The sequence below is a fragment of the Streptomyces sp. ISL-87 genome, assembly GCF_018614095.1.
Taxonomy (GTDB): domain Bacteria; phylum Actinomycetota; class Actinomycetes; order Streptomycetales; family Streptomycetaceae; genus Streptomyces.
This window is the reverse complement of sequence record NZ_JAGGOY010000142.1, coordinates 1-24,095: the sequence shown is the minus strand read 5'-3', so window position 1 is coordinate 24,095 and position 24,095 is coordinate 1. Positions and strand designations below refer to the sequence as shown.

Genomic DNA, 24,095 nt, shown 5'->3' with positions numbered 1-24,095 from the left:
GGCGTAGCACGTCACAGAGGGGCCCCCGGGGAACGTCCGTCCTCCGGGGGCCCCTCTTCGTCCTCCCGGCGGAAGACCTGGATCAGCCAGGACGAGAAGGAGCCCGTCACCGCCCCGAGCAGGGCCATGCCGAAGATCATCAGAGCGATCGCGATCAGCCGCCCCACCGGGGTCACCGGGGTCACGTCGCCGTAGCCGACCGTCGTCAGCGTCTGGCACACGCACCACACCGAGTCCCAGAACGTGTGGATCGGGGAGGCCGGGTCCTGCCGCTCGTTGTGGTAGAGGCCGAGTGCTCCGGAGAAGCCGAGCAGCACCGCGGAGAGTCCGGCGTACGTGATCACGCGCGGGTACAGGCTGCGGCGCGGCCGGTCCCTCCTGGCCTGGAACGCGTCGTGGACCTTGACCATGCGCAGTGGCCGCAGCGTCGGCATGAGAACCACCAGGGTGTCCAGCCAGTGGCGGCGTACGAAGCGCAGCGGCCCTGTCCTGCTCAGGACCAGGCGCACCACGTAGTCCAGCACGAAGCACAGCCAGGTCAGCAGCACCACGATGCTCGCGAGGTCCCGCCAGAGCTCGTGGCCCTCGTGGACGAGGACGCGGACCGCGTACCCGGCGATGAAGAGCAGGGAGGCGAAGAAGAGCGGCAGCTCGGTCCGCCGCTCCCACACTTGATCACGGGTCTCTGCTTCGTCGCGCATGCGCCCAGCATCGCGGTGCCAATGCCCGTCTTCGCCCCGGCGACACGCCCAGCGGGGGCAAGGTCATATGCTGCTTCCCATGACGACTCAGCCGGAGCAGCAGATCGGTGTGGGCACGCAGGACGCGTTCCAGCGTCTTTGGACGCCCCACCGGATGGCCTACATCCAGGGGGAGAACAAGCCGACCGGCCCGGAGGCCGGGGACGGCTGTCCCTTCTGCGGGATTCCGGAGATGTCCGACCAGGACGGACTGGTCGTGGCCCGGGGCCGGCACGTCTATGCCGTGCTGAACCTCTACCCGTACAACGGTGGCCACCTCATGGTCGTCCCGTACCGGCACGTCGCCGATTACACGGAGCTCGACGCCCTGGAGACGGCGGAGCTCGCGGACCTCACCAAGCGGGCCATGGTCGCGCTGCGCAAGGCGTCCGGAGCGCACGGTTTCAACATCGGTATGAACCAGGGCACGGCCGCCGGGGCCGGTATCGCCGCGCACCTGCACCAGCACATCGTGCCGCGCTGGGGCGGGGACACGAACTTCATGCCGGTCGTGGGGCACACCAAGGTGCTGCCGCAGCTCCTCGCGGAGACGCGCCAGATGCTCGCCGACGCCTGGCCGGTCGACTGACCGCCGCCCGCCCCGCACGCGAAAGCCGCCCCGGCGCTGTCCACCGGGGCGGCTTTCGCGTTCCACAAGACCTACGGTGCCCACGAGACCTACGGTGTGCGGCTCTCCCGCCAGGCCGCCAGAACCTCGTCGACGTCGAATTCGGTGAGGTTGAGGGGAGGCCCCGGCGGGGGCATGCGCAGGGCCGCGCGGATCTTCTCGTTGATCTCCGTGAGGACGGCGCGGACCTGGCGCTCGGAGCGGGCCGCGCGGGCCGCCTCCAGTGCGTCCTCGGCCTCCTTGCGCAGGGCGAGGGCCGGGGGCAGGGAGGAGAACCCCTCGCGGTGCATCTTGTCCTTGACCCACCACAGCTCGTCGTAGGGCGCGTCGAGCGAGGCCAGCGGCTTGCCCCAGCCCGGCAGGTTCTCGAAGTCGCCGCGCTCGGCGGCCTCTCTGATCTGCCGGTCCACCCACGATTCGACGCTGATACCAGGCGGTTTGCGCTCGGTCACGGTCACTCCTCCGGATTTCAGCCTACGCGTCGTACACGTCCGCCTTGCGCGGCGCGGGCTCCTGGATGATGCCGCTCATGATCGAGGAGCGGTTCGTGAAACGCTCGGTGTCGCAGCCGTTCTCCTCGAGGACCTTGAACGCGGCGTTGTGGACCGCTCGCAGGACCGGGGCGACCGTGCGCAGGGCGTCGTCCGCCATGAAGCGGTGGCGCCACATCGAGCCGGCCCAGACGTGGCGCAGCCCGAACGGCTCCGGCAGGACCAGCTTGCCGCCGAGGAAGTCGAGGACCGGCGGGTACCAGGTCAGCGGGGCGCGGACGGCGAGGCGTACCACCTCCGCCGCGTCGACCAGCGGAAGCGGGCGCTCCACGGTCTCCCAGAAGCGGATCGACTTGGGGACCTCGACCGTCGGAGGCTTGGACTTCGTGGTGAACAGCCCGTTCACCGGGCCGAGCGCGTGGGCCGTCACGTCCACCCGCAGGGTCTTGTAGAGCACGGTGACCGTCACCATCATCGTGATCACGAGCTGGCCGTCCCACAGCGGGTACTGGATGCCGAGGTAGTGCCGGTCGCCGGCGCTGAACTGCTGCTCGTTGCAGATACGGGTGATCTCGTGCGGTTTGACGAGGAAGGTGTCGACGTCCTCGCCGCTCGGGCGGGCCACTTCCGTGGCGCCTTCGCCGATCGGGGTGACGATCCAGTGCTGGATCGAGGCGGTCGGGAAGCCGCCGGTGTGCAGGGGGCCGCGCTCCAGCTTGCGGAGCTGGGTGTCGATCGCGCGTATGACGTCCCAGCTGCGGAAGGGGTGGATCTCGGCGCCCTCCCCCTCGGCCTTGGGGACCAGCTCCTCGGCCATCTGCCAGCTGCCCCAGCGGGTGCCCATACCGAGTACGCCCTTGGGGCCGGCGTAGAAGACGGAGTTGCTGCGGTTCTCGGCGGTGAGCTTGGCCAGTGAGCGGCGCAGGTCCTCGCGGGCCTTCTCGTCGGGGTTGCCGGGCACCGCCTCCGGGATCTTGGCGGCGACGACGCCGCCCCCCGCCAGCAGCCCGTCCCAGCGGGAGCGCATGTCGGCCGCGGTGGCCCCGCAGATCCGGCGGGCGAGGAACCAGCCCAGGGCCGGGGCGATGATCATGGCCCGCAGGTAGAGGCCGAGGAAGCCGGTGAACGGCAGCCGGAACATCAGTACGGTCACCACCAGGGCGATGCCGACGAGGATCGCGGTGCCCGTCCACGAGGCGCGCTTGCCCTCCTTGGCGGACAGGGTCTTGCGGAGCTGGAACAGGCCCAGCCACAGCAGCAGACCCGGAAGGAAGACCACGCCGCAGACCAGCATGATCAGGCGCAGCTTGCGGTCGCGCTCCTTGCGGATGCGGGAGGCGGCCAGGCAGTGCTCGACGACGGTCTGCGGGTCGGCGCCGAAGGACTGGATGAGCGGTTTGCGGGCGGAGCCGAGGGTGCGGGCCTCGACGGCACGGCAGAAGGCCTCGCCGAGGTTGGGTTCGAAGAGGGAGACCTTGCCGGGTTTGACCGTCGACTTGTGGTGCTCGCTGTCGGCGCCGAGTATGAGCGACAGAGCGGTGTCCTTCGCGCCGTCGCGGTACGCGGCCGACGCCAGGGCGTTGGTCGCGGCGGTCTGACCGCCCGTCCCCTGGAGTGGAATCTGCGCCCCGGGCCTGAAGTCGAATCCGTCGTCCGCCACCGCTGCCCCCATCGCTGTGCGTCTGTGCTGTTGTGGTGCTGGTCCTGCTGGTCCTGCTGGTGCTGTTGGTCAGGCTGGTCCGGCTGGTGCTGCTTTTGTCGGTCTTGCACCGCCATGCTTCTCGCCGCGCCGAAGAGCCTATCCGCGCAGCTTGCCCCATGGTCATGGGACAGGGAAATACCGCCCACCGCAACCAGGTTGGGCGGGCGGCAGCCCTGGTGCTATGTCAACTACGTTCCCTTCTCAGCCTGTTCGCGAATCTTGTCCGCCAACTGCGGGGGCATCGGCTCATGGCGGGCATAGCTCCGGCTGAAGCGGCCCGTGCCGTGCGATACGGAGCGCAGCTCGACCGCGTACCGGCCGATCTCGATCTCGGGGATCTCGGCGCGCACCCGGGTGCGGCCGTGGTCGGCCTGATCGGTGCCGACGACGCGGCCGCGGCGGCCGGCGAGGTCGCTCATGACGGGGCCGACGTACTCGTCCGGGACGAGTACGTCGAGCTCGGCGACCGGTTCCAGGAGGTGGATGTGGGCCTCGGCGGCGGCTTCGCGCAGGGCCAGGGCGCCGGCGGTCTGGAAGGCGGCGTCGGAGGAGTCCACCGAGTGCGATTTGCCGTCGAGCAGGGTGATGCGTACGTCCACCAGCGGGTAGCCGGCCGCGACCCCGCGGGCGGCCTGCGCCCGTACGCCCTTCTCCACGGACGGGATGAACTGCCGGGGTACGGAGCCGCCGACGACCTTGTCGACGAACTCGACGCCGCTGCCGGGCGGGAGGGGTTCCACCTCGATCTCGCAGATGGCGAACTGGCCGTGGCCGCCGGACTGTTTGACGTGGCGGCCGCGGCCGGCGGCCTTGGCGCCGAAGGTCTCCCGCAGGCTGACCTTGTGAGGGACGGCGTCGACCTGCACCCCGTACCGGGTGCGCAGCCGTTCGAGGGCGACGTCCTGGTGGGCCTCGCCGAGGCACCACAGGACGACCTGGTGGGTGTGCGGGTTCTGCTCCAGCCGCATGGTCGGGTCCTCGGCGACGAGGCGGGCCAGGCCCTGGGAGAGCTTGTCCTCGTCGGCCTTGCTGTGGGCCTCGATGGCGAGGGGGAGCAGCGGGTCGGGCATCGGCCAGGGCTCCATGAGGAGGGGCGTGCCCTTGGCGGAGAGGGTGTCGCCGGTCTCGGCGCGGGTGAGTTTGGCCACGCAGGCGAGGTCGCCGGCGATGCACTGGGTGAGGGTGCGCTGCTGTTTGCCGAAGGGGGAGGTGAGGGTGCCGATCCGCTCGTCCGCCTCGTGGAGGGGGCGCTCGTCCAGGCTCTGGTCCTGGTCCTGGTCCGGGCCCTGGCCGCGCCCCGGGCTCTGGCTCCGGCCGTGGTCCGCCAGGCCGTGGCCGCTGACGTGGACGGTTTCCTCGGGGTGCAGGGTGCCGGAGAAGACGCGGACGAGGGAGACGCGGCCGACGTAGGGGTCGGAGGAGGTCTTGACGACCTCGGCGACCAGGGGCCCGGCGGGGTCGCAGGTGACGGCGGGGCGGGCGGCGCCGTCGGGGGTGGTGACGGTGAGGGCGGGGCGCTCCAGGGGGGTGGGGAAGCCGCCGGTGATCAGTTCGAGGAGTTCCACGGTGCCGAGCCCCTGGCGGCCGCCGTCGGGGGCCGGGGCGGCCATCAGGACGGGGTGGAAGGTGCCGCGGGCCACGGCGCGCTCCAGGTCGTCCACGAGGGTCTTGACGTCGATGTCCTCGCCGCCGAGGTAGCGGTCCATGAGGCTCTCGTCCTCGCTCTCGGCGATGATCCCCTCGATCAGGCGGGAGCGGGCGTCGGCGATGAGGGCCAGCTCGGCGGGGTCCGGGTTGCGCTCGACGCGTTCCCCGGAGGTGTAGTCGTAGACGCGCTGGGACAGCAGGCCGAGGAGGCCGGCGACGGGGGAGTGCCCGTCGGGCCCGGGCGGCCCTTGCAGGGGCAGGTAGAGCGGGATGACGGCGTCGGGGTCCTCGGCGCCGAATATCTCGCCGCAGACGGTGGTCATCTGGGCGTAGTCGGAGCGGGCTGCCTCCAAATGGGTGACGACGATGGCGCGGGGCATGCCGACGGCCTCGCACTCGTCCCAGAGCATGCGGGTGGCGCCGTCGATGCCGTCCGAGGCGGAGACGACGAAAAGGGCCGCGTCCGCGGCGCGCAGACCGGCCCTGAGCTCTCCGACGAAGTCGGCGTATCCGGGGGCGTCCAGGATGTTGATCTTGATTCCGCCCCATTCGACGGGGACGAGGGACAGCTGGATGGAGCGTTGGCGGCGCTGTTCGATCTCGTCGTAGTCGGAGACGGTCCCGCCGTCCTCGACCCGGCCGGCCCGGTTGACCGCTCCCGCGGTCAGGGCCAGGGCTTCGACCAGCGTGGTCTTACCGGCTCCGCTGTGGCCGACCAGCACGACATTCCGTACGGAGGAGGGGCGGTCGGCCGTCAGTGCCCTGCCGGCGGCCCCGGCTTGGTGTGAGGTGGCTCCCATGATGCTCGTGCCTCCCGGTTGTGACGGTGAGGAGGGTGCTGCGGAAGAGGAGGATGTCCTTCGCGGAGAAGCGGAAGAACGGGGTCCTTCGAGCTTTGCACTGCCGTCACACTCCGTCCATACGTCGTACGGGGCGCTGTCCGGAGTGTGAAGCGGGCATGGCGCGGCGGCTGTCTGGCGCGAACCGGTGGGTGCGCGGCGCCGGGGGTGCGAGGCGCTGGCTACGATGGGCCAGCCGGTGGCCGATGGGGCCGTGCGGCCCAGCGACCCTCCGGGAAGGCCATGCTGAACAAGTACGCGCGTGCATTCTTCACGCGTGTTCTCACGCCATTCGCCGCATTTCTGCTCCGGCGGGGGGTGAGCCCGGACGCGGTCACGCTGATCGGAACGGCCGGAGTGGTGGCCGGAGCGCTGGTTTTCTTCCCCCGGGGAGAGTTCTTCTGGGGCACGATCATCATCACCCTCTTCGTGTTCTCCGACCTGGTGGACGGGAACATGGCCCGCCAGGCCGGCGTCTCCAGCCGGTGGGGCGCGTTCCTGGACTCGACGCTCGACCGGGTCGCGGACGCGGCGATCTTCGGTGGGCTCGCGCTCTGGTACGCGGGTTCCGGGAACGACAACGTGCTGTGCGCGGTGGCGATCTTCTGCCTGGCCAGCGGCCAGGTGGTCTCGTACACCAAGGCGCGCGGCGAATCGATCGGGCTGCCGGTGGCCGTCAACGGGCTCATCGAGCGGGCCGAGCGGCTGGTGATCTCGCTGGTCGCGGCCGGTCTGTCCGGGCTGCAGACTTTCGGGGTGCCGTCGTGGATCGGGGTGCTGCTGCCGGTCGCGCTGTGGATCGTGGCGGTGGGCTCGCTGGTCACGCTGATCCAGAGGGTGGTCACCGTACGCCGTGAGGCGGCCGAGGCCGACGCTGCCGCGGCTGTCGCCGAGGGCGGCGCCGCCTGATGGGCACGGTGCAGGACAAGCTGGTCGACGGGCTGTACGGGCTCGGCTGGGCCGGGGTCAAGAAGCTGCCGGAGCCGGCGGCGGTGGCGCTCGGGCGCCGGATCGCGGACTTCGCGTGGAAGCGGCGCGGCAAGAGCGTGCTGCGGCTGGAGTCGAACCTTGCCCGGGTGGTGCCGGACGCGACGCCCGAGCGGCTGCGCGAGCTGTCCAAGGCGGGCATGCGTTCGTACATGCGCTACTGGATGGAATCCTTCCGCCTGCCGGCGATGGACCCGAAACGGTTCGGCACCGAGGTCGAGATCAAGGACGAGCACATCCTGCGCGAGGCCATCGCCTCCGGGCGTGGCGTCATCGCCGCACTGCCGCACCTGGCCAACTGGGACCTCGCCGGGGCCTGGGTCACCGGCCATGTCGGCGTCCCGTTCACCACGGTCGCGGAGCGCCTCAAGCCGGAGAGCCTCTACGACCGCTTCGTGGCCTACCGGGAGAGCCTGGGCATGGAGGTCCTGCCGCACAACGGCGGCGCCGCCTTCGGCACCCTCGCCCGCAGGCTCCGCTCAGGCGGCCTGATCTGCCTGGTCGCCGACCGGGACCTGTCGGCCTCCGGGGTCCTGGTGGACTTCTTCGGCTCGGCGGCGCGGATGCCCGCAGGGCCGGCCCTGCTGGCGCAGCAGACGGGCGCGGTGTTGCTCCCGGTCACCCTGTACTACGGGGACTCCCCGAAGTTGTACGGCCGGATCCACCCCGAGGTGCCCGTGCCGCAGAAGGGGACCCGGATCGAGAAGACGGCCGCCATGACCCAGGCGGTGGCCGACGCCTTCGCGCTGGGCATCGCCGAGCACCCGGAGGACTGGCACATGTTGCAGCGGCTGTGGCTGGACGACCTGGAGGAGCGCTCCTCGTGAAGATCGGCATCGTATGCCCGTACTCCTGGGACGTGCCGGGCGGGGTCCAGTTCCACATCCGGGACCTCGCGGAGCACTTGATCCGCCTCGGACACGAGGTGTCCGTACTGGCCCCGGCGGACGACGAGACCCCGCTGCCCCCGTACGTGGTCTCGGCGGGGCGGGCGGTGCCGGTGCCCTACAACGGGTCGGTGGCCCGCCTCAACTTCGGCTTCCTCTCCGCTGCCCGGGTGCGGCGCTGGCTGCACGACGGCACCTTCGACGTGATCCACATCCACGAGCCGGCCTCGCCCTCGCTGGGGCTGCTGTCCTGCTGGGCGGCGCAGGGGCCGATCGTCGCCACCTTCCACACCTCGAACCCGCGGTCGCGGGCGATGATCGCCGCGTACCCGATCCTCCAGCCGGCGCTGGAGAAGATCAGCGCGCGGATCGCGGTGAGCGAGTACGCCCGGCGCACGCTGGTCGAGCACCTCGGCGGCGACGCGGTGGTGATCCCCAACGGCGTCGACGTCGACTTCTTCGCGTCCGCGTCGCCGAAGGAAGAGTGGGGCGGCCAGACCCTCGGCTTCATCGGCCGGATCGACGAGCCGCGCAAGGGCCTGCCGGTGCTGATGGCCGCCTTCCCGAAGATCGTGGAGGCCTGCCCGGACGTACGCCTGCTGGTGGCGGGCCGCGGTGACGAGGAGGAGGCGGTGGCCTCCCTCCCGCCCGCGCTCCGCTCCCGTGTCGAATTCCTCGGCATGGTCTCGGACGCGGACAAGGCGCGACTGCTGCGCAGCGTGGACGTGTACGTCGCCCCCAACACGGGCGGCGAGAGCTTCGGGATCATCCTGGTCGAGGCCCTGTCGGCGGGTGCGGCGGTACTCGCCTCCGACCTGGACGCCTTCGCCCAGGTCCTGGACCAGGGCGGCGCGGGCGACCTCTTCACGAACGAGGACCCCGCCTCCCTCGCGACGGCCGCGATCGCGCTCCTGGGCGACCCGGCCCGCCGCGCGGAACTGAGCGCCCGCGGCTCCGCCCACGTACGCCGCTTCGACTGGTCGACGGTCGGCGCGGACATCCTGGCGGTCTACGAAACCGTCACGGACGGCGCGGCCGCCGTGGCCACGGACGAGCGGGTATCGCTCCGCACCCGCCTGGGCCTCTCCCGCGACTCGTCGGCCTGACGGCGGGGGCCGACGGGCAAGCTCGCGCGACCAGCGGCCCGGCTTCCGGCTCTCTCCGGTGAACTGCTGTGCTGCGCAAGGCTGTTCGTGGTCGATATTCGGCGCGTGACCGGCCCGGCGGTGTGGGTAATCTCGCCTTCGTACCGTGCTGGGTTTCGGGGGGAGTCGCCATGTCCATCAGGCCGCGCTATCGACGGGTTTCCGCCTTACAGAGGCAGTTCTTCAACCGTGAGGGACTGCTGAACGTCTATGACGAGGAACTGCAGGGGATCTCCGAGCGGCCGCGCGTGCTCAACATCGTCGGTGTCGGGGGGATCGGGAAGTCGCGCCTGCTCCAAGAGCTGCGCAACCGCACCCCCGAGGGTTACCGCACCGCCCGGCTTGACCTGCAGCTGCCGACGCTGCGGCAGCAGGAGGACGCCCTGGCCGTGCTCCGGACGGAATTCGGCGCGCAGGGCGTGAAGTTCGACCGCTTCGACATCGCGTACGCGGTCCTGTGGCAGCGGGTCCACCCCCAGCTGCAGATGAACCGGAAGAATACGCCCTTCGCCGAGGAGAGCGAGGTGCTGTCGAAGATCCTCGACGACGCCATGGGCCTGCCCGTCTTCGGTACGGCGGCCGGACTCGTACGGCTCACCGGGCGGGCGATGGCCAACCGCCAGCGCCGCCAGCGCATCGAGTCGGACCCGACCCTCCAGGAGCTCGACGGCCTCTCCAACGCCGACCTCGGTCACGCGGTCATCTACCTCTTCGCCGAGGAGATGCGGCAGTCGTTCGAGGAGCAGCCGTACGTCCTGTACGTGGACGCCTACGAGGCTCTGGTGCCCACGCCGCTGCCGGGCGGACGCAGCTTCGCCTCCGATGCGTGGGTACGGGACCTGCTGGGCCAGCTGCACGGCGGCCTGACCGTCCTCGCGAGCCGGGAGGCCCTGCCCTGGGCGGCGTACGACAAGGACTGGGACTCGGTGATCCGCAAGGCGTGGGTCGGCGGCCTGCCTATGGCGGCCAGGCTCGACCTGCTGGCGCAGGCGGGGATCACGGAGATCCCGCAGCAGCGGACGATCGCCGAGGCCAGCGCGGGGGTTCCCTTCTACCTGCACCTTGCCGTGGACACTCACTTGCAGAACCCCGCGCGGACCGAGGACCCGGGGACGTCCGAGGAGATCGTCCAGCGGTTCCTCCAGCACGTGGCGCCCGACGAGGTCAGGATCCTCGAGCTGCTCAGCGCCGCGCGCACCTTCGACCTGGAGGTCTTTCGGGCCATCGGCCGGAACTTCGACCTCCCCACGAACCTGCTGACCTGGGAGTCGCTGACCGCCTACTCCTTCGCGTATCCACTGGCCCAGGAAGGCTGGTACCGGCTTCACCAGCTGATGGTCGCCGCTCTGCAGCGCCACCTCTCGCCCGCGGTGAAGCGCCACGTGCACGCCGTCCTGCGGGAGCACTGGGAGGGTCTCGCGGACCGGATGGAACGGGGGGCGCAGAGTGCGGGAGTCGCCCGTTCGTCACCCTGGCGAGAGGCTGTCTACCACGGGCTGCAGGCGGAGAACCTGTCGCCCGAGCGGATCCTGAAGTACGCAGACCACGCCATCGGCATGAGCAGCCGGCAGGCGGTCGACGGGATGGTCAAGGACCTCAGGGACCATCTGGCCGCGCGGGCCGAGGACGTGCGGGCGGATGCGGATGCCGTCGCGCTCGGCGGTATCCGGGACGCCGCCGACTGCCTGGAAGCCGAGTCCAGGCTGGAGCTGGGAGACGCGGGCGCTGCGATCGCGCTGACGCCGGTACTCGACGCGCCGGTCCGGTCGGTGGTCTCGGCCCGGCTGGCACTGGCCGCGGCGAACGCGCGGAGGATCGCGGGGGAGAGCAGCCTGGCCGCGAGGATCTTCGAACAGGTCTGGGAGGGCCACGACGGCGAGGCCAGAACCTCCGCGGGGCTGTGCGTCGCGGACATCAGGATGTGGCAGGGCGACTTCGAAGGGGCGTTCGCACTGGCCGAGGAGGTCCACGGGATCTGCTCGCCCGAGGAACGGGCCATCCAGGGCGACCTCAAACGCCTCATGCACCTCGGCCACCGGTTCCTGATGGACTTCCGCCGGGCCGAGGACCTGTTGACGCAGGCGGAGGAGGATTACGGTGCCGTGGACGCGGTCATCGGACTGGCCAACATCCGCACCAACCGGGCCGAACTGTGGGCGTTCACCGACCCCGAGGCGGCCGTCGCGGAGGCGGGCGCGGCCCTGGAGATCCAGCGGGACCTGGGCGCCCAGCACGAGATCGGGAAGGCGTACACCGCCATGGGCATCGCGCAGATCCGGCTGGGGCAGCTGGACCGGGCGGAGCTGTCATTCCGAAACGCCAATGCCGCACTCGACCGGGCCGGTTACCGCTCCGGCCGGGCCAGGGCCGACATGTTCCGGGCGTTCCTGCTCCTCAAGCGCGGCGAGAGGGAGGCGACACGGGAGCTGCTGCGGCACGCGGCCCGCGAGTTCGAGATCTGCCAAGTCTATCCTTCGCTGATCCTGGCCATCCACCGGGCGGCCGAGCTGGTCGGCCTGGCCGATCCGGAGCTCGACGCAGTGGCGGAACGGGCCCGTCCGGCCCTGCGGCCGCTCGGCGCCGCAGAGGACCTGGACCAGCGTACGGAAGACGTCCTGTCGATGTTCATCGAGGTGGCCTCGTGACGTGGTTGGAGCTGTACGGTCGCGCATTCGAAGCGAGCGACGCGGCCGCCGGGTACTACAACCGCAACGTCGGCCTGCTGACGGCTGGCGGCAAGGTCAACGTACGCATCCCCTTGGCGGCCGCCGACACCATGGACCTGCGGCTCTGGCGTGAGGAGCAGGTCCTCGCCTGCATCCGCCCGTACGTGGGCCGGGTGCCGGAGCTGCGGCATGTCTGCGATGAACCCCGATTCCAGGTCCACCACTTCATCGAGGGCCGGGTCCTCGACAGTTTTTCCCCGCGGGGCAGTTCCGTTCCCGCGAACGTCTTGGCCGATGTGGTCACGCTCATGGACCAGCTGGTGCGGATCCCGCAGGAGAAGGCCCCGGAACTGCCGGCCCACTGGCCGGCCTACGGTGACAGTGGGGGCTTCGGGCGTCTGCTGGCGGGCCTCACGCACCAGGTTCATTCGACGTACGTGGACGAGTACCGCGAGGCTTTCTCCGAGCTCGGCATCCCAGCAGATCCCCTGGCGGTGATCGAACCGCTGTGGGACACGCTCACGCCTCGGCCGTTCGCCCTGCTCCATGCCGATCTCCATCGCAAGAACATGATCGTGACCGATGACGCCACTTGGTTCCTCGACTGGGAGCTCGCGTTGTGGGGGGACCCGATGTACGAGATCGGGATCCACTTCCACAAGATGGACTATCCGGAGGATCAACGGGCCGACGTGTTCCGTCAATGGCGGGAGAGGCTGCCGGCGCAGTTCACGACCGGGCCGCTCGACGACCTCGACCTGTACATGGCGCACGAGCGGATCAAGTCGGCGATCGTGGACACCGTCCGCTACTCGAAGCAGCTCGCGGCCGCCGCGCGACCGGAGCGGGAATTCCTCATCGGGCGACTGGCGAAGAAGGTGAACGCCGCGCTCCGGGTGTGGGGATCGCCTCCCGACCTGACTCCCGAACGTGTGGCCGTGACACTCGCCCCCTGGTGGAAGGGATAGCCGTGGATGCTGTCGCCCTGTACGAAGAAGCCCGCCTGCGGGGCACGGCCCTCGCGGGGCACTACAACCGAAACGTCCGAGTGCAGGCTGACACGGGCCCGGTCATCGTTCGTATGCGTGAAGGTGCGTCGGAGGCCATGGACCTGACTCTCTGGGGGGAGTCCGAGGTACTGGAGGCGATCGGCCCCTATGTGCCTTCGGCCCCACGGCTGATCTACGCAGGAGCGGACCCCGACTTCCAGATCCACGAGTTCGTGGCGGGCCGGAGGGTCGACGAACTTGTTCCCGACGGCAAGCCCCTGCCCGAGGCCGTGCTCAAGGCCGTCGAAGGGTTCTTCGGCGACCTACTGAGGGTGCCGGTTGCAGCCCTGCCTGCCATCCCCCGGGGCTGGCCGCATGACGGGGACACCGGCGGATTCGCCGAGCGCCTGCTCGGGTTCGTGCACGAGATCCGGCACAGGGGCGACGCAGGAGTCGGCCGGCTGTACGAGGCGCTCACCATTCCGGACGATCCGTGCGGCGCGCTCCGGGCCCGGGCACGCGGGATGGCCCGAAGGCGCTTCAGGCTGCTGCACGCGGACATCCACCGCAAGAACATGATCCTCAGCGGCGAGGGCCACGTCGCGTTCCTCGACTGGGAACTCGCGTTGTGGGGGGACCCCGTGTACGACCTCGCCGATCACCTCCACAAAATGTCGTACACACCGGCCGAGCGGCGCAGGGTCGCCGAAGGATGGGAACGGGTGGCGCCGGACGAGTGCCGAGAAGGATGGCGGCCCGGTCTCGACTACTACCTCGCCTACGAGGCGGTGAAGTCCGCAGTCGTCGATGCGGTCCGCTGGGGACGGCGCATCGCCGAGTCAGAGGATGCGGGTGAACGACGGACGCTCTCGCGGGAACTGGCAGACAAGATCGCCGCAGCCCAGCCGCACTGGGGCCCTGGGGCGTCTCCCGTTCCTGCGCTTCGGGACATCGAGGCGGCGGTGGATCGCTGGGTGGTCTGAGGTCTGAGGTCTGAGGTCTGAGGTCTGAGGTCTGAGGCCTGAGGCCTGAGGCGGCCGCCTGATGCCGGGCAGTCCGCCGCAGGGTGAAGGCCGGGAGGCCCCGGGGCCGGGCGGTGTGAGGAGCGCGGTCGGCGGTAGAGTCGCCGCCCGTGATCGAAACCCTTGTCTGGATTGCCCTGGCGCTCGGCGTCGTCGGCGTCTACCTCAGTTGGACCGCCGGCCGGCTCGACCGGCTGCACTCGCGGATGGACGCCGCGCGTGCCGCGCTCGACGCGCAGTTGGTGCGGCGGGCCTCCGTGGCGCTGGAGGTGGCCACCTCCGGGGTGCTCGACCCCGCCTCCTCGATCGTCCTGTACGAGGCCGCGCACGCCGCGCGCCAGGCCGAGGAGGAGCACCGTGAGGTCGCCGAGAGCGAGCTCAGCCAGGCGCTGCGGGCGGTGTTCGCCGACGCCGACCAGGTCGAGGCGCTGAAGGCGGCCCCGGGGGGCGAGGAGGCGGCCGAGGAGCTGGCGGCGGCCGTGCGCCGGGTGCCGATGGCCCGGAGGTTCCACAACGACGCCGTCCGGGCCGCCCGCGCGCTGCGCAGGCACCGCAAGGTCCGCTGGTTCAGACTGGCGGGACACGCGCCGTTCCCGCTCGCCTTCGAGATGGACGACGAACCCCCGGCGGACCTCGCCGACCGTCCCTAGGGATCGAGGATCGGGGATCGGTGGATCGGGGATGGGCAGGCCTTGCCGATCATGCCTCGGCCGCCGACTTGTACCTATCGGCCAAGTTGGAAGGAGCCACCGGCTCCGCATTGGCCCTTGCAGTGGACTGGTCGGGGACGGTTTCCTCGGCCAAGTACAACCGCAGCCAAGTACAACCGCAGCAGCGTCTTCCTTCGAGTGAGGTCATTCCGTGAGCACGCTTCCCTCCACCCCGCAGTCCACTGAGTCCGCGATCGGCACCTCCCGCGTCAAGCGCGGCATGGCCGAGCAGCTCAAGGGCGGCGTGATCATGGACGTGGTCAACGCCGAGCAGGCGAAGATCGCCGAGGACGCCGGCGCCGTCGCCGTCATGGCCCTCGAGCGGGTCCCCGCGGACATCCGCAAGGACGGCGGGGTCGCCCGTATGTCCGACCCGAACATGATCGAAGAGATCATCGAGGCCGTGTCCATCCCGGTCATGGCGAAGTCGCGCATCGGCCACTTCGTCGAGGCCCAGGTCCTTCAGTCGCTCGGTGTCGACTACATCGACGAGTCCGAGGTCCTGACCCCGGCCGACGAGGTCAACCACTCCGACAAGTGGGCGTTCACCACCCCCTTCGTCTGTGGCGCCACCAACCTGGGCGAGGCCCTGCGCCGCATCGCCGAGGGTGCGGCCATGATCCGCTCCAAGGGTGAGGCCGGCACCGGCAACGTCGTCGAGGCCGTCCGCCACCTGCGCCAGATCAAGAACGAGATCGCCCGCCTGCGCGGCTACGACAACAACGAGCTGTACGCCGCCGCCAAGGAGCTGCGCGCCCCGTACGAGCTCGTCAAGGAAGTTGCCGAGCTCGGCAAGCTCCCGGTCGTGCTGTTCTCCGCCGGTGGCGTCGCCACCCCGGCCGACGCCGCCCTGATGCGCCAGCTCGGCGCCGAGGGTGTCTTCGTCGGCTCCGGCATCTTCAAGTCGGGCGACCCGGCCAAGCGCGCCGCCGCCATCGTGAAGGCCACCACCTTCTACGACGACCCGAAGATCATCGCGGATGCCTCCCGCAACCTGGGCGAGGCCATGGTCGGCATCAACTGCGACACCCTCCCCGAGGCCGAGCGCTACGCCAACCGCGGCTGGTAGTCCGATATGACGAACACCCCCGTGATCGGTGTCCTGGCTCTCCAGGGCGATGTACGGGAGCACCTGATCGCCCTGGCCGCGGCTGACGCCGTGGCCAGGCCGGTCCGGCGTCCCGAGGAGCTCGCCGAGGTCGACGCCCTGGTGATTCCCGGCGGCGAGTCCACGACCATGTCGAAGCTCGCCGTCCTGTTCGGCATGCTGGAGCCGCTGCGCGAGCGCGTGCGGGCCGGGATGCCGGTCTACGGCACCTGCGCCGGCATGATCATGCTCGCCGACAAGCTGCTCGACGGCCGTGAGGATCAGGAGACGCTCGGCGGCGTCGACATGATCGTCCGTCGCAACGCCTTCGGTCGCCAGAACGAGTCCTTCGAAGCGAAGATCGAGTTCGCCGGCATAGACGGCGGCCCGGTCGAGGGCGTCTTCATCCGCGCCCCCTGGGTCGAGTCCGTCGGCGCCGCCGCCGAGGTGCTCGCCACGTACGAGGGCCACACGGTCGCCGTGCGCCAGGGCAACGTGCTCGCCACCTCGTTCCACCCCGAACTGACCGGCGACGACCGAGTCCACGCGTACTTCGTCGACATGGTGCGCGCCGGGCTCTAATCAGGTCCCGGTAGGATCTGAGATGAACACTGTTGGTTACGCGAAGGAGACAGGCGGATGTCCGGCCACTCTAAATGGGCTACGACGAAGCACAAGAAGGCCGTGATCGATGCCAAGCGCGGCAAGCTCTTCGCGAAGCTGATCAAGAACATCGAGGTCGCGGCCCGTATGGGCGGTGCCGACATCGACGGCAACCCGACGCTCTTCGACGCCGTTCAGAAGGCCAAGAAGAGCTCGGTCCCCAACAAGAACATCGATTCCGCGGTCAAGCGCGGCGGTGGCCTTGAGGCCGGCGGCGCCGACTACGAGACGATCATGTACGAGGGCTACGGTCCGAACGGTGTCGCGGTGCTCATCGAGTGCCTCACCGACAACCGCAACCGTGCCGCGTCCGACGTACGGGTCGCCATGACCCGCAACGGCGGTTCGATGGCCGACCCGGGCTCGGTCTCGTACCTGTTCAACCGCAAGGGCGTCATCATCCTTCCCAAGGGCGAACTGTCCGAGGACGACGTGCTCGGCGCGGTGCTCGAGGCCGGGGCCGAAGAGGTCAACGACAACGGCGACACCTTCGAGATCATCAGCGAGGCCACCGACCTGGTCGTGGTCCGTACCGCGCTCCAGGACGCCGGAATCGACTACGACTCGGCCGAGGCCAGCTTCGTCCCCTCCATGCAGGTCGAGCTGGACGAAGAGGGCGCGCGCAAGATCTTCAAGCTGATCGACGCGCTGGAGGACAGCGACGACGTGCAGAACGTCTTCGCCAACTTCGACGTCTCGGACGAGGTCATGGAGAAGGTCGACGCCTGACCGGCGTTCACCCCCCTTTGCGGCTAAGCCGCCGCCGCTCTCGCGGAGGTGGCTGCTCGCCGTCGCGGTCGCTCAATTGATGGTTGCTGTACTCGGCGGGCCGACAGGACACACCCTGTCGGCCCGCTGCCTTGTCAGTGGGGCCGGATAACCTGCACGGACAAGGACAGACGATCGAAGGCAGGGGGGATGGTGTGCGTGTTCTCGGTGTGGACCCGGGGCTGACGCGGTGCGGTGTCGGCGTCATCGAGGGTGTCGCCGGGCGGCCCCTGAGCATGCTCGGGGTGGGGGTCGTACGGACGCCCGCGGACGCCGAGTTGGGGCAGCGGCTCGTCGCCATCGAGCAGGGCATCGAGGAATGGCTCGACACCCACCGGCCCGAAGTCGTCGCGGTCGAGCGGGTGTTCAGCCAGCACAACGTCAGCACCGTGATGGGCACCGCCCAGGCGAGTGCCGTCGCCATGCTGTGCGCCGCCCGGCGCGGCATACCGGTCGCCCTGCACACCCCGAGTGAGGTCAAGGCCGCCGTCACCGGCAGCGGCCGGGCCGACAAGGCCCAGGTCGGCGCCATGGTGACCCGGCTGCTCCGGCTGGACGCACCGCCGAAGCCGGCCGACGCCGCCGACGCGCTCGCCCTGGCCATCTGCCACATCTGGCGGACCCCCGCCCAGAACCGCCTCCAGCAGGCGGTCTCCCTGCACGCCTCGAAAGGCCGTACCCGATGATCGCCTTCGTGAGCGGCCCGGTCGCCGCGCTCGCCCCCACCCTGGCCGTGATCGAGGTCGGGGGAGTGGGCATGGCCGTGCAGTGCACGCCGAACACCATCGCCGGCCTGCGGATGGGCGAAACGGCGCGGCTGGCCACCTCGCTGGTCGTACGGGAGGACTCGCTGACGCTGTACGGCTTCGCGGACGACGATGAGCGGCAGGTCTTCGAGCTGCTGCAGACCGCGAGCGGGGTCGGGCCGAGGCTGGCGCAGGCGATGCTGGGGGTGCACAGCCCGGACGCGCTGCGGCTGGCCGTCTCGACGGGGGACGAGAAGTCCCTGATGGCCGTTCCCGGCATCGGCAAGAAGGGCGCGCAGAAGCTGCTGCTGGAGCTGAAGGACAAGCTGGGCGCGCCGCTGGGGTCGAGTGGTCTGGTCGGGGCTCAGCGGGCCGCGGCGTCCGGGCCCGCGCCGTGGAGTGAGCAGCTCGCTGCGGCGCTGGTGGGGCTGGGGTATGCGGCACGGGATGCGGATGAGGCGGTGTCGGCGGTGACTCCGCAGGCCGAGGCGGCCATTGCCGCCGGCGGTTCGGCTCCGGTTCCGCAGCTGCTGCGCGCCGCCCTTCAGTCCCTGAACCGCGCCCGCTGATCTTGCTGCCGCTGCGCGGGGCGGCCTCTCTCCCCCCGGTTTCTCCGTCTCCGGATGCAGCCCGGACCCCGGTCCTCAAACGCCGGACGGGCTGAGAGACCCTGGGGCTCCGCCCCGGTCCCCGCGCCTCGGCGCTCCGCGCCATCCGGCCCGTGCGGAGGACGTATCCAGCCTCGCCGGCGTTTTGAGGCGCGGGGTCCGGGGCGGAGCCCGGCAGCGGTGCCGCAGACGAACGGCGGCCGGGGCGGAGGCGGCCGGGGCGGAGGCCCGCCGGGGCGTCGGGGGCGGTGTGATGACAACCGTAGGAATCGAGAAGGCAGACTGACACCGTGAACTGGGACGACGAGAGCGACCGCATTGTCGCGCCGGCAGCGGACGGCGAGGACACCGCCGTCGAGGCGGCCCTGCGACCCAAGGACCTCGGCGAGTTCGTCGGTCAGGAGAAGGTCCGCCAGCAGCTGGACCTCGTCCTGAAGGCGGCCCGTCAGCGCGGTGCCACCGCCGACCACGTGCTGCTGTCCGGGGCCCCGGGCCTGGGGAAGACCACCCTCTCCATGATCATCGCCGCCGAGATGGGCGCGCCCATCCGGATCACCTCCGGCCCCGCCATCCAGCACGCCGGCGACCTCGCCGCGATCCTCTCCTCCCTCCAGGAGGGCGAGGTCCTCTTCCTCGACGAGATCCACCGCATGTCCCGGCCCGCCGAGGAGATGCTGTACATGGCCATGGAGGACTTCCGGGTTGACGTGATCGTCGGGAAGGGGCCGGGGGCGACCGCCATTCCGCTGGAGCTTCCGCCCTTCACCCTGGTCGGGGCCACGACACGGGCCGGTCTGCTCCCGCCGCCGCTCCGCGACCGGTTCGGATTTACCGGGCACATGGAGTTCTACGCCCCCGAGGAGCTGGAGCGCGTCATCCACCGCTCCGCCCGTCTCCTCGACGTGGAGATCGACACCGCCGGCGCCGCCGAGATCGCCGGACGCTCCCGCGGCACCCCCCGTATCGCCAACCGGCTCCTGCGCCGCGTCCGCGACTACGCTCAGGTCAGGGCCGACGGCGTGATCACCCGTGAGGTGGCCGGCACCGCCCTCCAGGTTTACGAGGTGGACGCGCGCGGGCTCGACCGGCTGGACCGGGCCGTGCTGGAGGCCCTGCTCAAGCTGTTCGGCGGCGGGCCCGTCGGGCTGTCCACCCTCGCCGTGGCGGTGGGGGAGGAGCGGGAGACCGTAGAGGAAGTGGCCGAGCCGTTCCTGGTACGGGAGGGGCTGCTCGCGCGTACCCCCCGGGGCCGGGTGGCGACGCCTGCCGCATGGGCCCACCTGGGGCTTGTGCCGCCCCAGCAGGGCGGGAGTGGATCAAGCGGACAACAGGGCCTGTTCGGGGCCTGACGGCGCGGAGGTTCGACCGGTCAGGAACTGCGGTGCCATGCTGGGCGTTGTTCCATCGGTGCGGACTCGCCTAGACTCCGCCGATGCCGACCCTTCGGGTCGGCGTGCCCACCCCCGTAGAAAAGGCCGTCTCCCGTGCGGTCGTGCGAAGGACCTGCGTCCCGTGAATCTCTCATTCCTCCTCCCGTTCATCGTGCTCATCGGGGCGATGTTCCTGATGACCCGCTCCGCGAAGAAGAAGCAGCAGGCGGCCGCGCAGATGCGCGACCACATGACGGCCGGCACCGGAGTCCGCACCATCGGCGGCATGTACGCCACGGTGAAGGAAATCGGTGACGACACGGTCACTCTCGAAGTGGCCCCCGGCGTCCACGCGGTCTTCGCGAAGAACGCCATCGGCGCCGTCCTCGAGGACGCGGAGTACAACCGCATCGTCCACGGCATCCACGAGGACCTGACCGACGACACGCCGGTCGTCCCGGACGACGCCTCCTCGCTGACCGAGGCCGAGGCTGACGCCGAGGCCCCGAAGGCAGACCTTTCGAAGGACGAGGCCGAGGCCGAGGCCCCGAAGCTCGACCTGGGCAAGAAGGACGAGCCGAAGGACGACGAGCCGAAGGACGGCAAGGCCGACGGCGAGGCCGGCACCAAGTAGCACTCGGGCCGGGACCGCGGTGGCGCCTGACCGGCGGCCGCCGCGGTCCCTGTCAGTGACCCGTTTCTGCGGGGGGCAGGGGTCCCCACCACACATTTCTTGGCCGTCCGCGCGCTGACCCGGCGCGGGACGGTTGGACAGGGAGATACGACAAGGTGGCAGCACCGAAGAAGGGCCGGCGGCCCACGGGGGCTCAGGGGAGGCCGGGGCGCGCCCTGGCCATCATCCTGATCGCGATGGTGGCGCTCACCGCGGGGATGTTCCTCACGAAGCAGACGACCCCCCGCCTCGGCATCGACCTCGCGGGCGGTACGAGCATCACGCTCAAGGCCAAGAGCGAGCCCGGCAAGCCGGACGCGATCAACGAGACCAACATGAACACGGCGGTCGGCATCATCGAGCGCCGTGTCAACGGTCTCGGCGTGACCGAGGCCGAGGTCCAGACGCAGGGCCGCGACCACATCATCGTGAACATCCCCAAGGGGATGAACGAGCAGCAGGCGCGCGAGCAGGTCGGTACCACCGCCCAGCTCTACTTCCGCCCTGTCCTGGCCGTCACGGAGGGCGCCCCGATCGCCCCCGAGACCACGCCCAGCGGGTCTCCGAGCGGGTCTCCGAGCCCGTCGTCGAGCGGTTCCGGTGCCCCCAAGGCCCAGGACGGCAAGAAGCCCAGCGGTGCGCCCACCCCGTCGTCCAGCGCCACTTCCCAGGGCCGCGCTCTCAGTGAGGCCCTCAAGGCCCCGGGCGCCCCCTCTCCCTCGCCGTCGGCGAGCGAGTCGAAGAAGGCAGACGACACCAAGGCCCCGTCTCCGTCGGCGACCCCGTCGGCCGACCCCGCGGTCGCCGACCTCCAGGCGAAGTTCATCGCCCTGGACTGCAGCAACGAGACGCAGCGCGCCTCCGCGGGCAAGGGCGTCAAGCCCGAGGCCCCCACGCTGGCCTGTGGCAAGCGCGGTGACACCTGGTACAAGTGGCTGCTCGGCCCGGCCGGTGTCAACGGCCAGGACGTGGACAACGCCAAGGGCATCATCGACCCGCAGTCCGGTCAGTGGATCGTCACGATGCAGTTCACCGACAAGGGCGCCGACAAGTTCGCCAAGGTCACCGGCGAGCTGGCCGCCAAGCAGTCGCCGCAGAACCAGTTCGCGATCGTGCTCGACGGCGACGTGGTCTCCGACCCGTCCGTGAGCCAGGCGCTGACCGGCGGCAACGCGCAGATCTCCGGCGGCTTCACCCAGCAGTCCGCGCAGGACCTGGGCAACATGCTCTCGTACGGCGCCCTGCCGCTCTCCTTCAGCGAGGACAGTGTCACGACCGTCACCGCCGCGCTCGGCGGCGAGCAGCTGAAGGCCGGCCTGATCGCCGGTGCGATCGGCCTCGTCCTCGTCGTGATCTACCTGCTGATGTACTACCGGGGCCTGGCGTTCATCGCGATCGTCTCGCTCCTGGTGTCCGCGATCCTCACGTACACGATCATGGCGCTGCTCGGTAAGGGCATCGGCTTCGCGCTGAACCTGCCGGCCGTCTGCGGTGCGATCGTCGCCATCGGTATCACCGCGGACTCGTTCATCGTGTACTTCGAACGCATCCGCGACGAGATCCGCGAGGGCCGCACCCTGCGACCCGCCGTGGAGCGTGCCTGGCCGCGTGCCCGGCGCACCATCCTGGTCTCCGACTTCGTGTCGTTCCTCGCGGCCGCGGTGCTGTTCATCGTGACCGTCGGCAAGGTGCAGGGCTTCGCCTTCACCCTGGGTCTGACGACCCTGCTCGACGTGGTCGTGGTGTTCCTCTTCACGAAGCCGGTCATGACGCTGCTGGCCCGTACGAAGTTCTTCTCCAGCGGCCATCCGTGGTCCGGGCTGGACCCGAAGCGGCTCGGCGCCAAGCCGCCGCTGCGCCGGTCCCGCCGCACCGGTCCCGTCTCCGCTCCCGTCGACGCAAAGGAGGCGTGAGAGATGTCGAAGCTGGGAGATCTCGGCGCCAAGCTGTACCGCGGTGATGTCGGCTACGACTTCGTCGGCAAGCGTTTCGTCTGGTACGGCGTTTCCATCCTGATCACCATCACGGCGGTCGTGGCCCTGGCCGTTCAGGGCCTCAACATGGGCATCGAGTTCAAGGGCGGTGCCGTCTTCACCACCCCGAAGACGGCCGTCTCCGTCGCCAAGGCGACCGAGGACGCGGAGAAGGCCTCGGGCCACGACGCGATCGTCCAAGAGCTCGGCACCGGCGGGCTGCGCATCCAGATCTCGGGTCTGGACACGGACTCCGCGGCCGATGTGAAGAAGCAGCTCGCCTCCGACCTCAAGGTCGAGGCGGGGGCCATCAACGCGGACCTGGTCGGCCCCAGCTGGGGTGAGCAGATCGCGAACAAGGCCTGGACCGGCCTCGGCGTCTTCATGGTCCTCGTGGTGATCTACCTCGCCATCGCCTTCGAATGGCGTATGGCGGTCGCCGCGCTGATCGCGCTGATCCACGACCTCACGATCACCGTCGGCGTGTACGCGCTGGTCGGCTTCGAGGTCACGCCGGGCACCGTGATCGGTCTGCTGACGATCCTCGGTTACTCCCTCTACGACACCGTCGTCGTCTTCGACGGTCTCAAGGAGGGGTCGAAGGACATCACCAAGCAGACCCGCTACACCTTCAGCGAGGTCGCCAACCGCAGCATCAACGGCACCCTGGTCCGCTCGATCAACACCACGGTCGTGGCGCTGCTCCCGGTCGCGGCCCTGCTGTTCATCGGCGGCGGCTTCCTGGGCGCGGGCATGCTGAACGACATCTCGCTGTCGCTGTTCGTCGGCCTGGCGGCCGGTGCGTACTCCTCGATCTTCATCGCGACCCCGCTGGTCGTGGACCTGAAGGAGCGCGAGCCGGCGATGAAGGCGCTGAAGAAGCGGGTGCTCGCGAAGCGGGCGTCCGCGGCGGCGAAGGGCGAGTCCGCGGACGACGGCTCCGAGGCCGAGGACACGCCGCAGGTCGTGGCGCAGGGCGGCCAGGGGCGGCGGCGCCGGTGACCGGGACCGCGCTTTCGCCCGAGGTCCGCGAGCTGCTGGCCAGCCGGATCAAGGACGTCCCGGACTACCCGAAGCCGGGGGTGATGTTCAAGGACATCACCCCGCTGCTGGCGGACCCGAAGGCGTTCGGGGCGCTGACGGACGCGCTGGTGGATCTGGCCGGGCGGTACGGCGCGACGAAGATCGTCGGGCTGGAGGCGCGGGGGTTCATCCTCGCGGCTCCGGTGGCCGTGCGGGCGGGCATCGGGTTCGTGCCGGTGCGGAAGGCGGGGAAGCTGCCGGGGGCGACGCTGGCGCAGTCCTACGACCTGGAATACGGCACCGCGGAGATCGAGGTCCACGCGGAGGATCTGTCGGCGGGTGACCGGGTCATGGTCATCGACGACGTGCTGGCCACCGGCGGTACGGCGGAGGCCTCGCTTTCGCTGATCCGGCGGGCGGGGGCGGAGGTCGCCGGGGTCGCGGTGCTGATGGAACTGTCGTTCCTGGCCGGGCGGGGGCGGTTGGACGGGGCCCTTGCGGGGGCCCCGCTGGACGCGCTGATCGTGGTCTGACGACGGTCTGGCTCTGCGAATGCTCTGCCAATGCTCTGCGAGGCGGCGGGTACCTGGGATCTCCCGGGTGCCCGCCGCTTCGGCGTAGCCGGGGGTCTTCTCCCCGCCCCGCCCTTTCTCCGTTTCCCGGGGCACTGCCCCGGACCCCCGTGCCGGGTGCGGCGCCGTTGCGCGGCTCCGGGCCCCCGTGCCGGCCCC

At 70.3% G+C, this 24,095-nt stretch carries 22 protein-coding genes; 18 read left to right on the top strand and 4 right to left on the bottom strand.

Annotated features, from left to right (window positions below; genetic code table 11):
• Positions 1 to 11: 11 nt before the first annotated feature.
• Positions 12 to 701 (bottom strand): potassium channel family protein, encoded by a 690-nt coding sequence (locus J7I97_RS36785; RefSeq protein ID WP_214944391.1) that lies wholly within the window; start codon positions 699 to 701, stop codon positions 12 to 14.
• 67 nt (positions 702 to 768) lie between these two features.
• On the opposite strand from J7I97_RS36785, the gene J7I97_RS36780 reads away from it, so the two are divergent.
• Positions 769 to 1,329 carry an HIT domain-containing protein gene (locus J7I97_RS36780; RefSeq protein WP_214944389.1) on the top strand — a complete coding sequence of 187 codons (561 nt, stop codon included), beginning with the start codon at positions 769 to 771 and terminating at the stop codon, positions 1,327 to 1,329.
• 89 nt (positions 1,330 to 1,418) lie between these two features.
• On the opposite strand, the gene J7I97_RS36775 is transcribed toward J7I97_RS36780, so the two are convergent.
• The 3 genes from J7I97_RS36775 to J7I97_RS36765 form a co-directional block, all read right to left on the bottom strand.
• The gene (locus J7I97_RS36775; protein WP_214944387.1) at positions 1,419 to 1,820 is read right to left on the bottom strand and encodes a DUF1992 domain-containing protein; all 402 of its coding nucleotides are present in this window, start codon (positions 1,818 to 1,820) and stop codon (positions 1,419 to 1,421) included.
• A gap of 22 nt (positions 1,821 to 1,842) precedes the next feature.
• Positions 1,843 to 3,519: a hypothetical protein gene (locus J7I97_RS36770; RefSeq protein ID WP_214944386.1), complete on the bottom strand. Its 1,677-nt coding sequence runs from the start codon at positions 3,517 to 3,519 to the stop codon at positions 1,843 to 1,845.
• 230 nt (positions 3,520 to 3,749) lie between these two features.
• Positions 3,750 to 6,008 (bottom strand): elongation factor G-like protein EF-G2, encoded by a 2,259-nt coding sequence (locus J7I97_RS36765; RefSeq protein WP_214944383.1) that lies wholly within the window; start codon positions 6,006 to 6,008, stop codon positions 3,750 to 3,752.
• A 282-nt stretch (positions 6,009 to 6,290) separates the two neighbouring features.
• On the opposite strand from J7I97_RS36765, the gene pgsA reads away from it, so the two are divergent.
• The 17 genes from pgsA to J7I97_RS36680 all read left to right on the top strand — a co-directional run bounded on the left by pgsA (position 6,291) and on the right by J7I97_RS36680 (position 23,897).
• Positions 6,291 to 6,956 carry a phosphatidylinositol phosphate synthase gene (pgsA, locus tag J7I97_RS36760; RefSeq protein ID WP_214944381.1) on the top strand — a complete coding sequence of 222 codons (666 nt, stop codon included), beginning with the start codon at positions 6,291 to 6,293 and terminating at the stop codon, positions 6,954 to 6,956.
• Positions 6,956 to 7,861 (top strand): phosphatidylinositol mannoside acyltransferase, encoded by a 906-nt coding sequence (locus J7I97_RS36755; protein WP_214944379.1) that lies wholly within the window; start codon positions 6,956 to 6,958, stop codon positions 7,859 to 7,861. The genes pgsA and J7I97_RS36755 overlap by 1 nt, the downstream gene beginning before the upstream one ends.
• Positions 7,858 to 9,027 (top strand): glycosyltransferase family 4 protein, encoded by a 1,170-nt coding sequence (locus tag J7I97_RS36750; RefSeq protein WP_214944377.1) that lies wholly within the window; start codon positions 7,858 to 7,860, stop codon positions 9,025 to 9,027. Before J7I97_RS36755 ends, J7I97_RS36750 begins: the two co-directional genes overlap by 4 nt.
• Positions 9,028 to 9,197: 170 nt before the next feature.
• Complete coding sequence (locus J7I97_RS36745) at positions 9,198 to 11,711, top strand: hypothetical protein (RefSeq protein ID WP_214944375.1); 2,514 nt, start codon at positions 9,198 to 9,200, stop codon at positions 11,709 to 11,711.
• Complete coding sequence (locus tag J7I97_RS36740; protein WP_214944373.1) at positions 11,708 to 12,700, top strand: phosphotransferase family protein; 993 nt, start codon at positions 11,708 to 11,710, stop codon at positions 12,698 to 12,700. Before J7I97_RS36745 ends, J7I97_RS36740 begins: the two co-directional genes overlap by 4 nt.
• Positions 12,631 to 13,704: an aminoglycoside phosphotransferase family protein gene (locus J7I97_RS36735; RefSeq protein ID WP_308363220.1), complete on the top strand. Its 1,074-nt coding sequence runs from the start codon at positions 12,631 to 12,633 to the stop codon at positions 13,702 to 13,704. The genes J7I97_RS36740 and J7I97_RS36735 overlap by 70 nt, the downstream gene beginning before the upstream one ends.
• A 149-nt stretch (positions 13,705 to 13,853) precedes the next feature.
• Positions 13,854 to 14,393: a hypothetical protein gene (locus J7I97_RS36730; protein ID WP_214944369.1), complete on the top strand. Its 540-nt coding sequence runs from the start codon at positions 13,854 to 13,856 to the stop codon at positions 14,391 to 14,393.
• A 211-nt stretch (positions 14,394 to 14,604) separates the two neighbouring features.
• Positions 14,605 to 15,522, top strand: a complete 918-nt coding sequence (pdxS, locus tag J7I97_RS36725) for a pyridoxal 5'-phosphate synthase lyase subunit PdxS (protein WP_214944367.1) — start codon at positions 14,605 to 14,607, stop codon at positions 15,520 to 15,522.
• A 6-nt stretch (positions 15,523 to 15,528) separates the two neighbouring features.
• Complete coding sequence (gene pdxT / locus J7I97_RS36720) at positions 15,529 to 16,122, top strand: pyridoxal 5'-phosphate synthase glutaminase subunit PdxT (protein ID WP_214944365.1); 594 nt, start codon at positions 15,529 to 15,531, stop codon at positions 16,120 to 16,122.
• Between the two features lie 57 nt (positions 16,123 to 16,179).
• On the top strand, positions 16,180 to 16,932 hold the full coding sequence (locus J7I97_RS36715; protein WP_214944363.1) for a YebC/PmpR family DNA-binding transcriptional regulator: 753 nt from the start codon (positions 16,180 to 16,182) through the stop codon (positions 16,930 to 16,932).
• A gap of 194 nt (positions 16,933 to 17,126) precedes the next feature.
• Entirely contained in the window at positions 17,127 to 17,657 is a 531-nt protein-coding gene (gene ruvC / locus J7I97_RS36710; RefSeq protein ID WP_214944361.1) for a crossover junction endodeoxyribonuclease RuvC, read from the top strand.
• Positions 17,654 to 18,286 (top strand): Holliday junction branch migration protein RuvA, encoded by a 633-nt coding sequence (ruvA, locus tag J7I97_RS36705; RefSeq protein ID WP_214944359.1) that lies wholly within the window; start codon positions 17,654 to 17,656, stop codon positions 18,284 to 18,286. Before ruvC ends, ruvA begins: the two co-directional genes overlap by 4 nt.
• 329 nt (positions 18,287 to 18,615) lie before the next feature.
• Positions 18,616 to 19,674 (top strand): Holliday junction branch migration DNA helicase RuvB, encoded by a 1,059-nt coding sequence (gene ruvB / locus J7I97_RS36700; protein WP_214944357.1) that lies wholly within the window; start codon positions 18,616 to 18,618, stop codon positions 19,672 to 19,674.
• A gap of 163 nt (positions 19,675 to 19,837) precedes the next feature.
• Positions 19,838 to 20,329, top strand: coding sequence for a preprotein translocase subunit YajC (gene yajC / locus J7I97_RS36695; protein ID WP_214944355.1), 492 nt, complete (start codon positions 19,838 to 19,840; stop codon positions 20,327 to 20,329).
• Positions 20,330 to 20,484: 155 nt separating this feature from the next.
• Positions 20,485 to 22,281 carry a protein translocase subunit SecD gene (secD, locus tag J7I97_RS36690; protein ID WP_214944353.1) on the top strand — a complete coding sequence of 599 codons (1,797 nt, stop codon included), beginning with the start codon at positions 20,485 to 20,487 and terminating at the stop codon, positions 22,279 to 22,281.
• Between the two features lie 3 nt (positions 22,282 to 22,284).
• Positions 22,285 to 23,343, top strand: a complete 1,059-nt coding sequence (secF, locus tag J7I97_RS36685) for a protein translocase subunit SecF (RefSeq protein WP_214944350.1) — start codon at positions 22,285 to 22,287, stop codon at positions 23,341 to 23,343.
• On the top strand, positions 23,340 to 23,897 hold the full coding sequence (locus J7I97_RS36680) for an adenine phosphoribosyltransferase (RefSeq protein WP_214944348.1): 558 nt from the start codon (positions 23,340 to 23,342) through the stop codon (positions 23,895 to 23,897). Before secF ends, J7I97_RS36680 begins: the two co-directional genes overlap by 4 nt.
• Positions 23,898 to 24,095 lie beyond the last annotated feature (198 nt).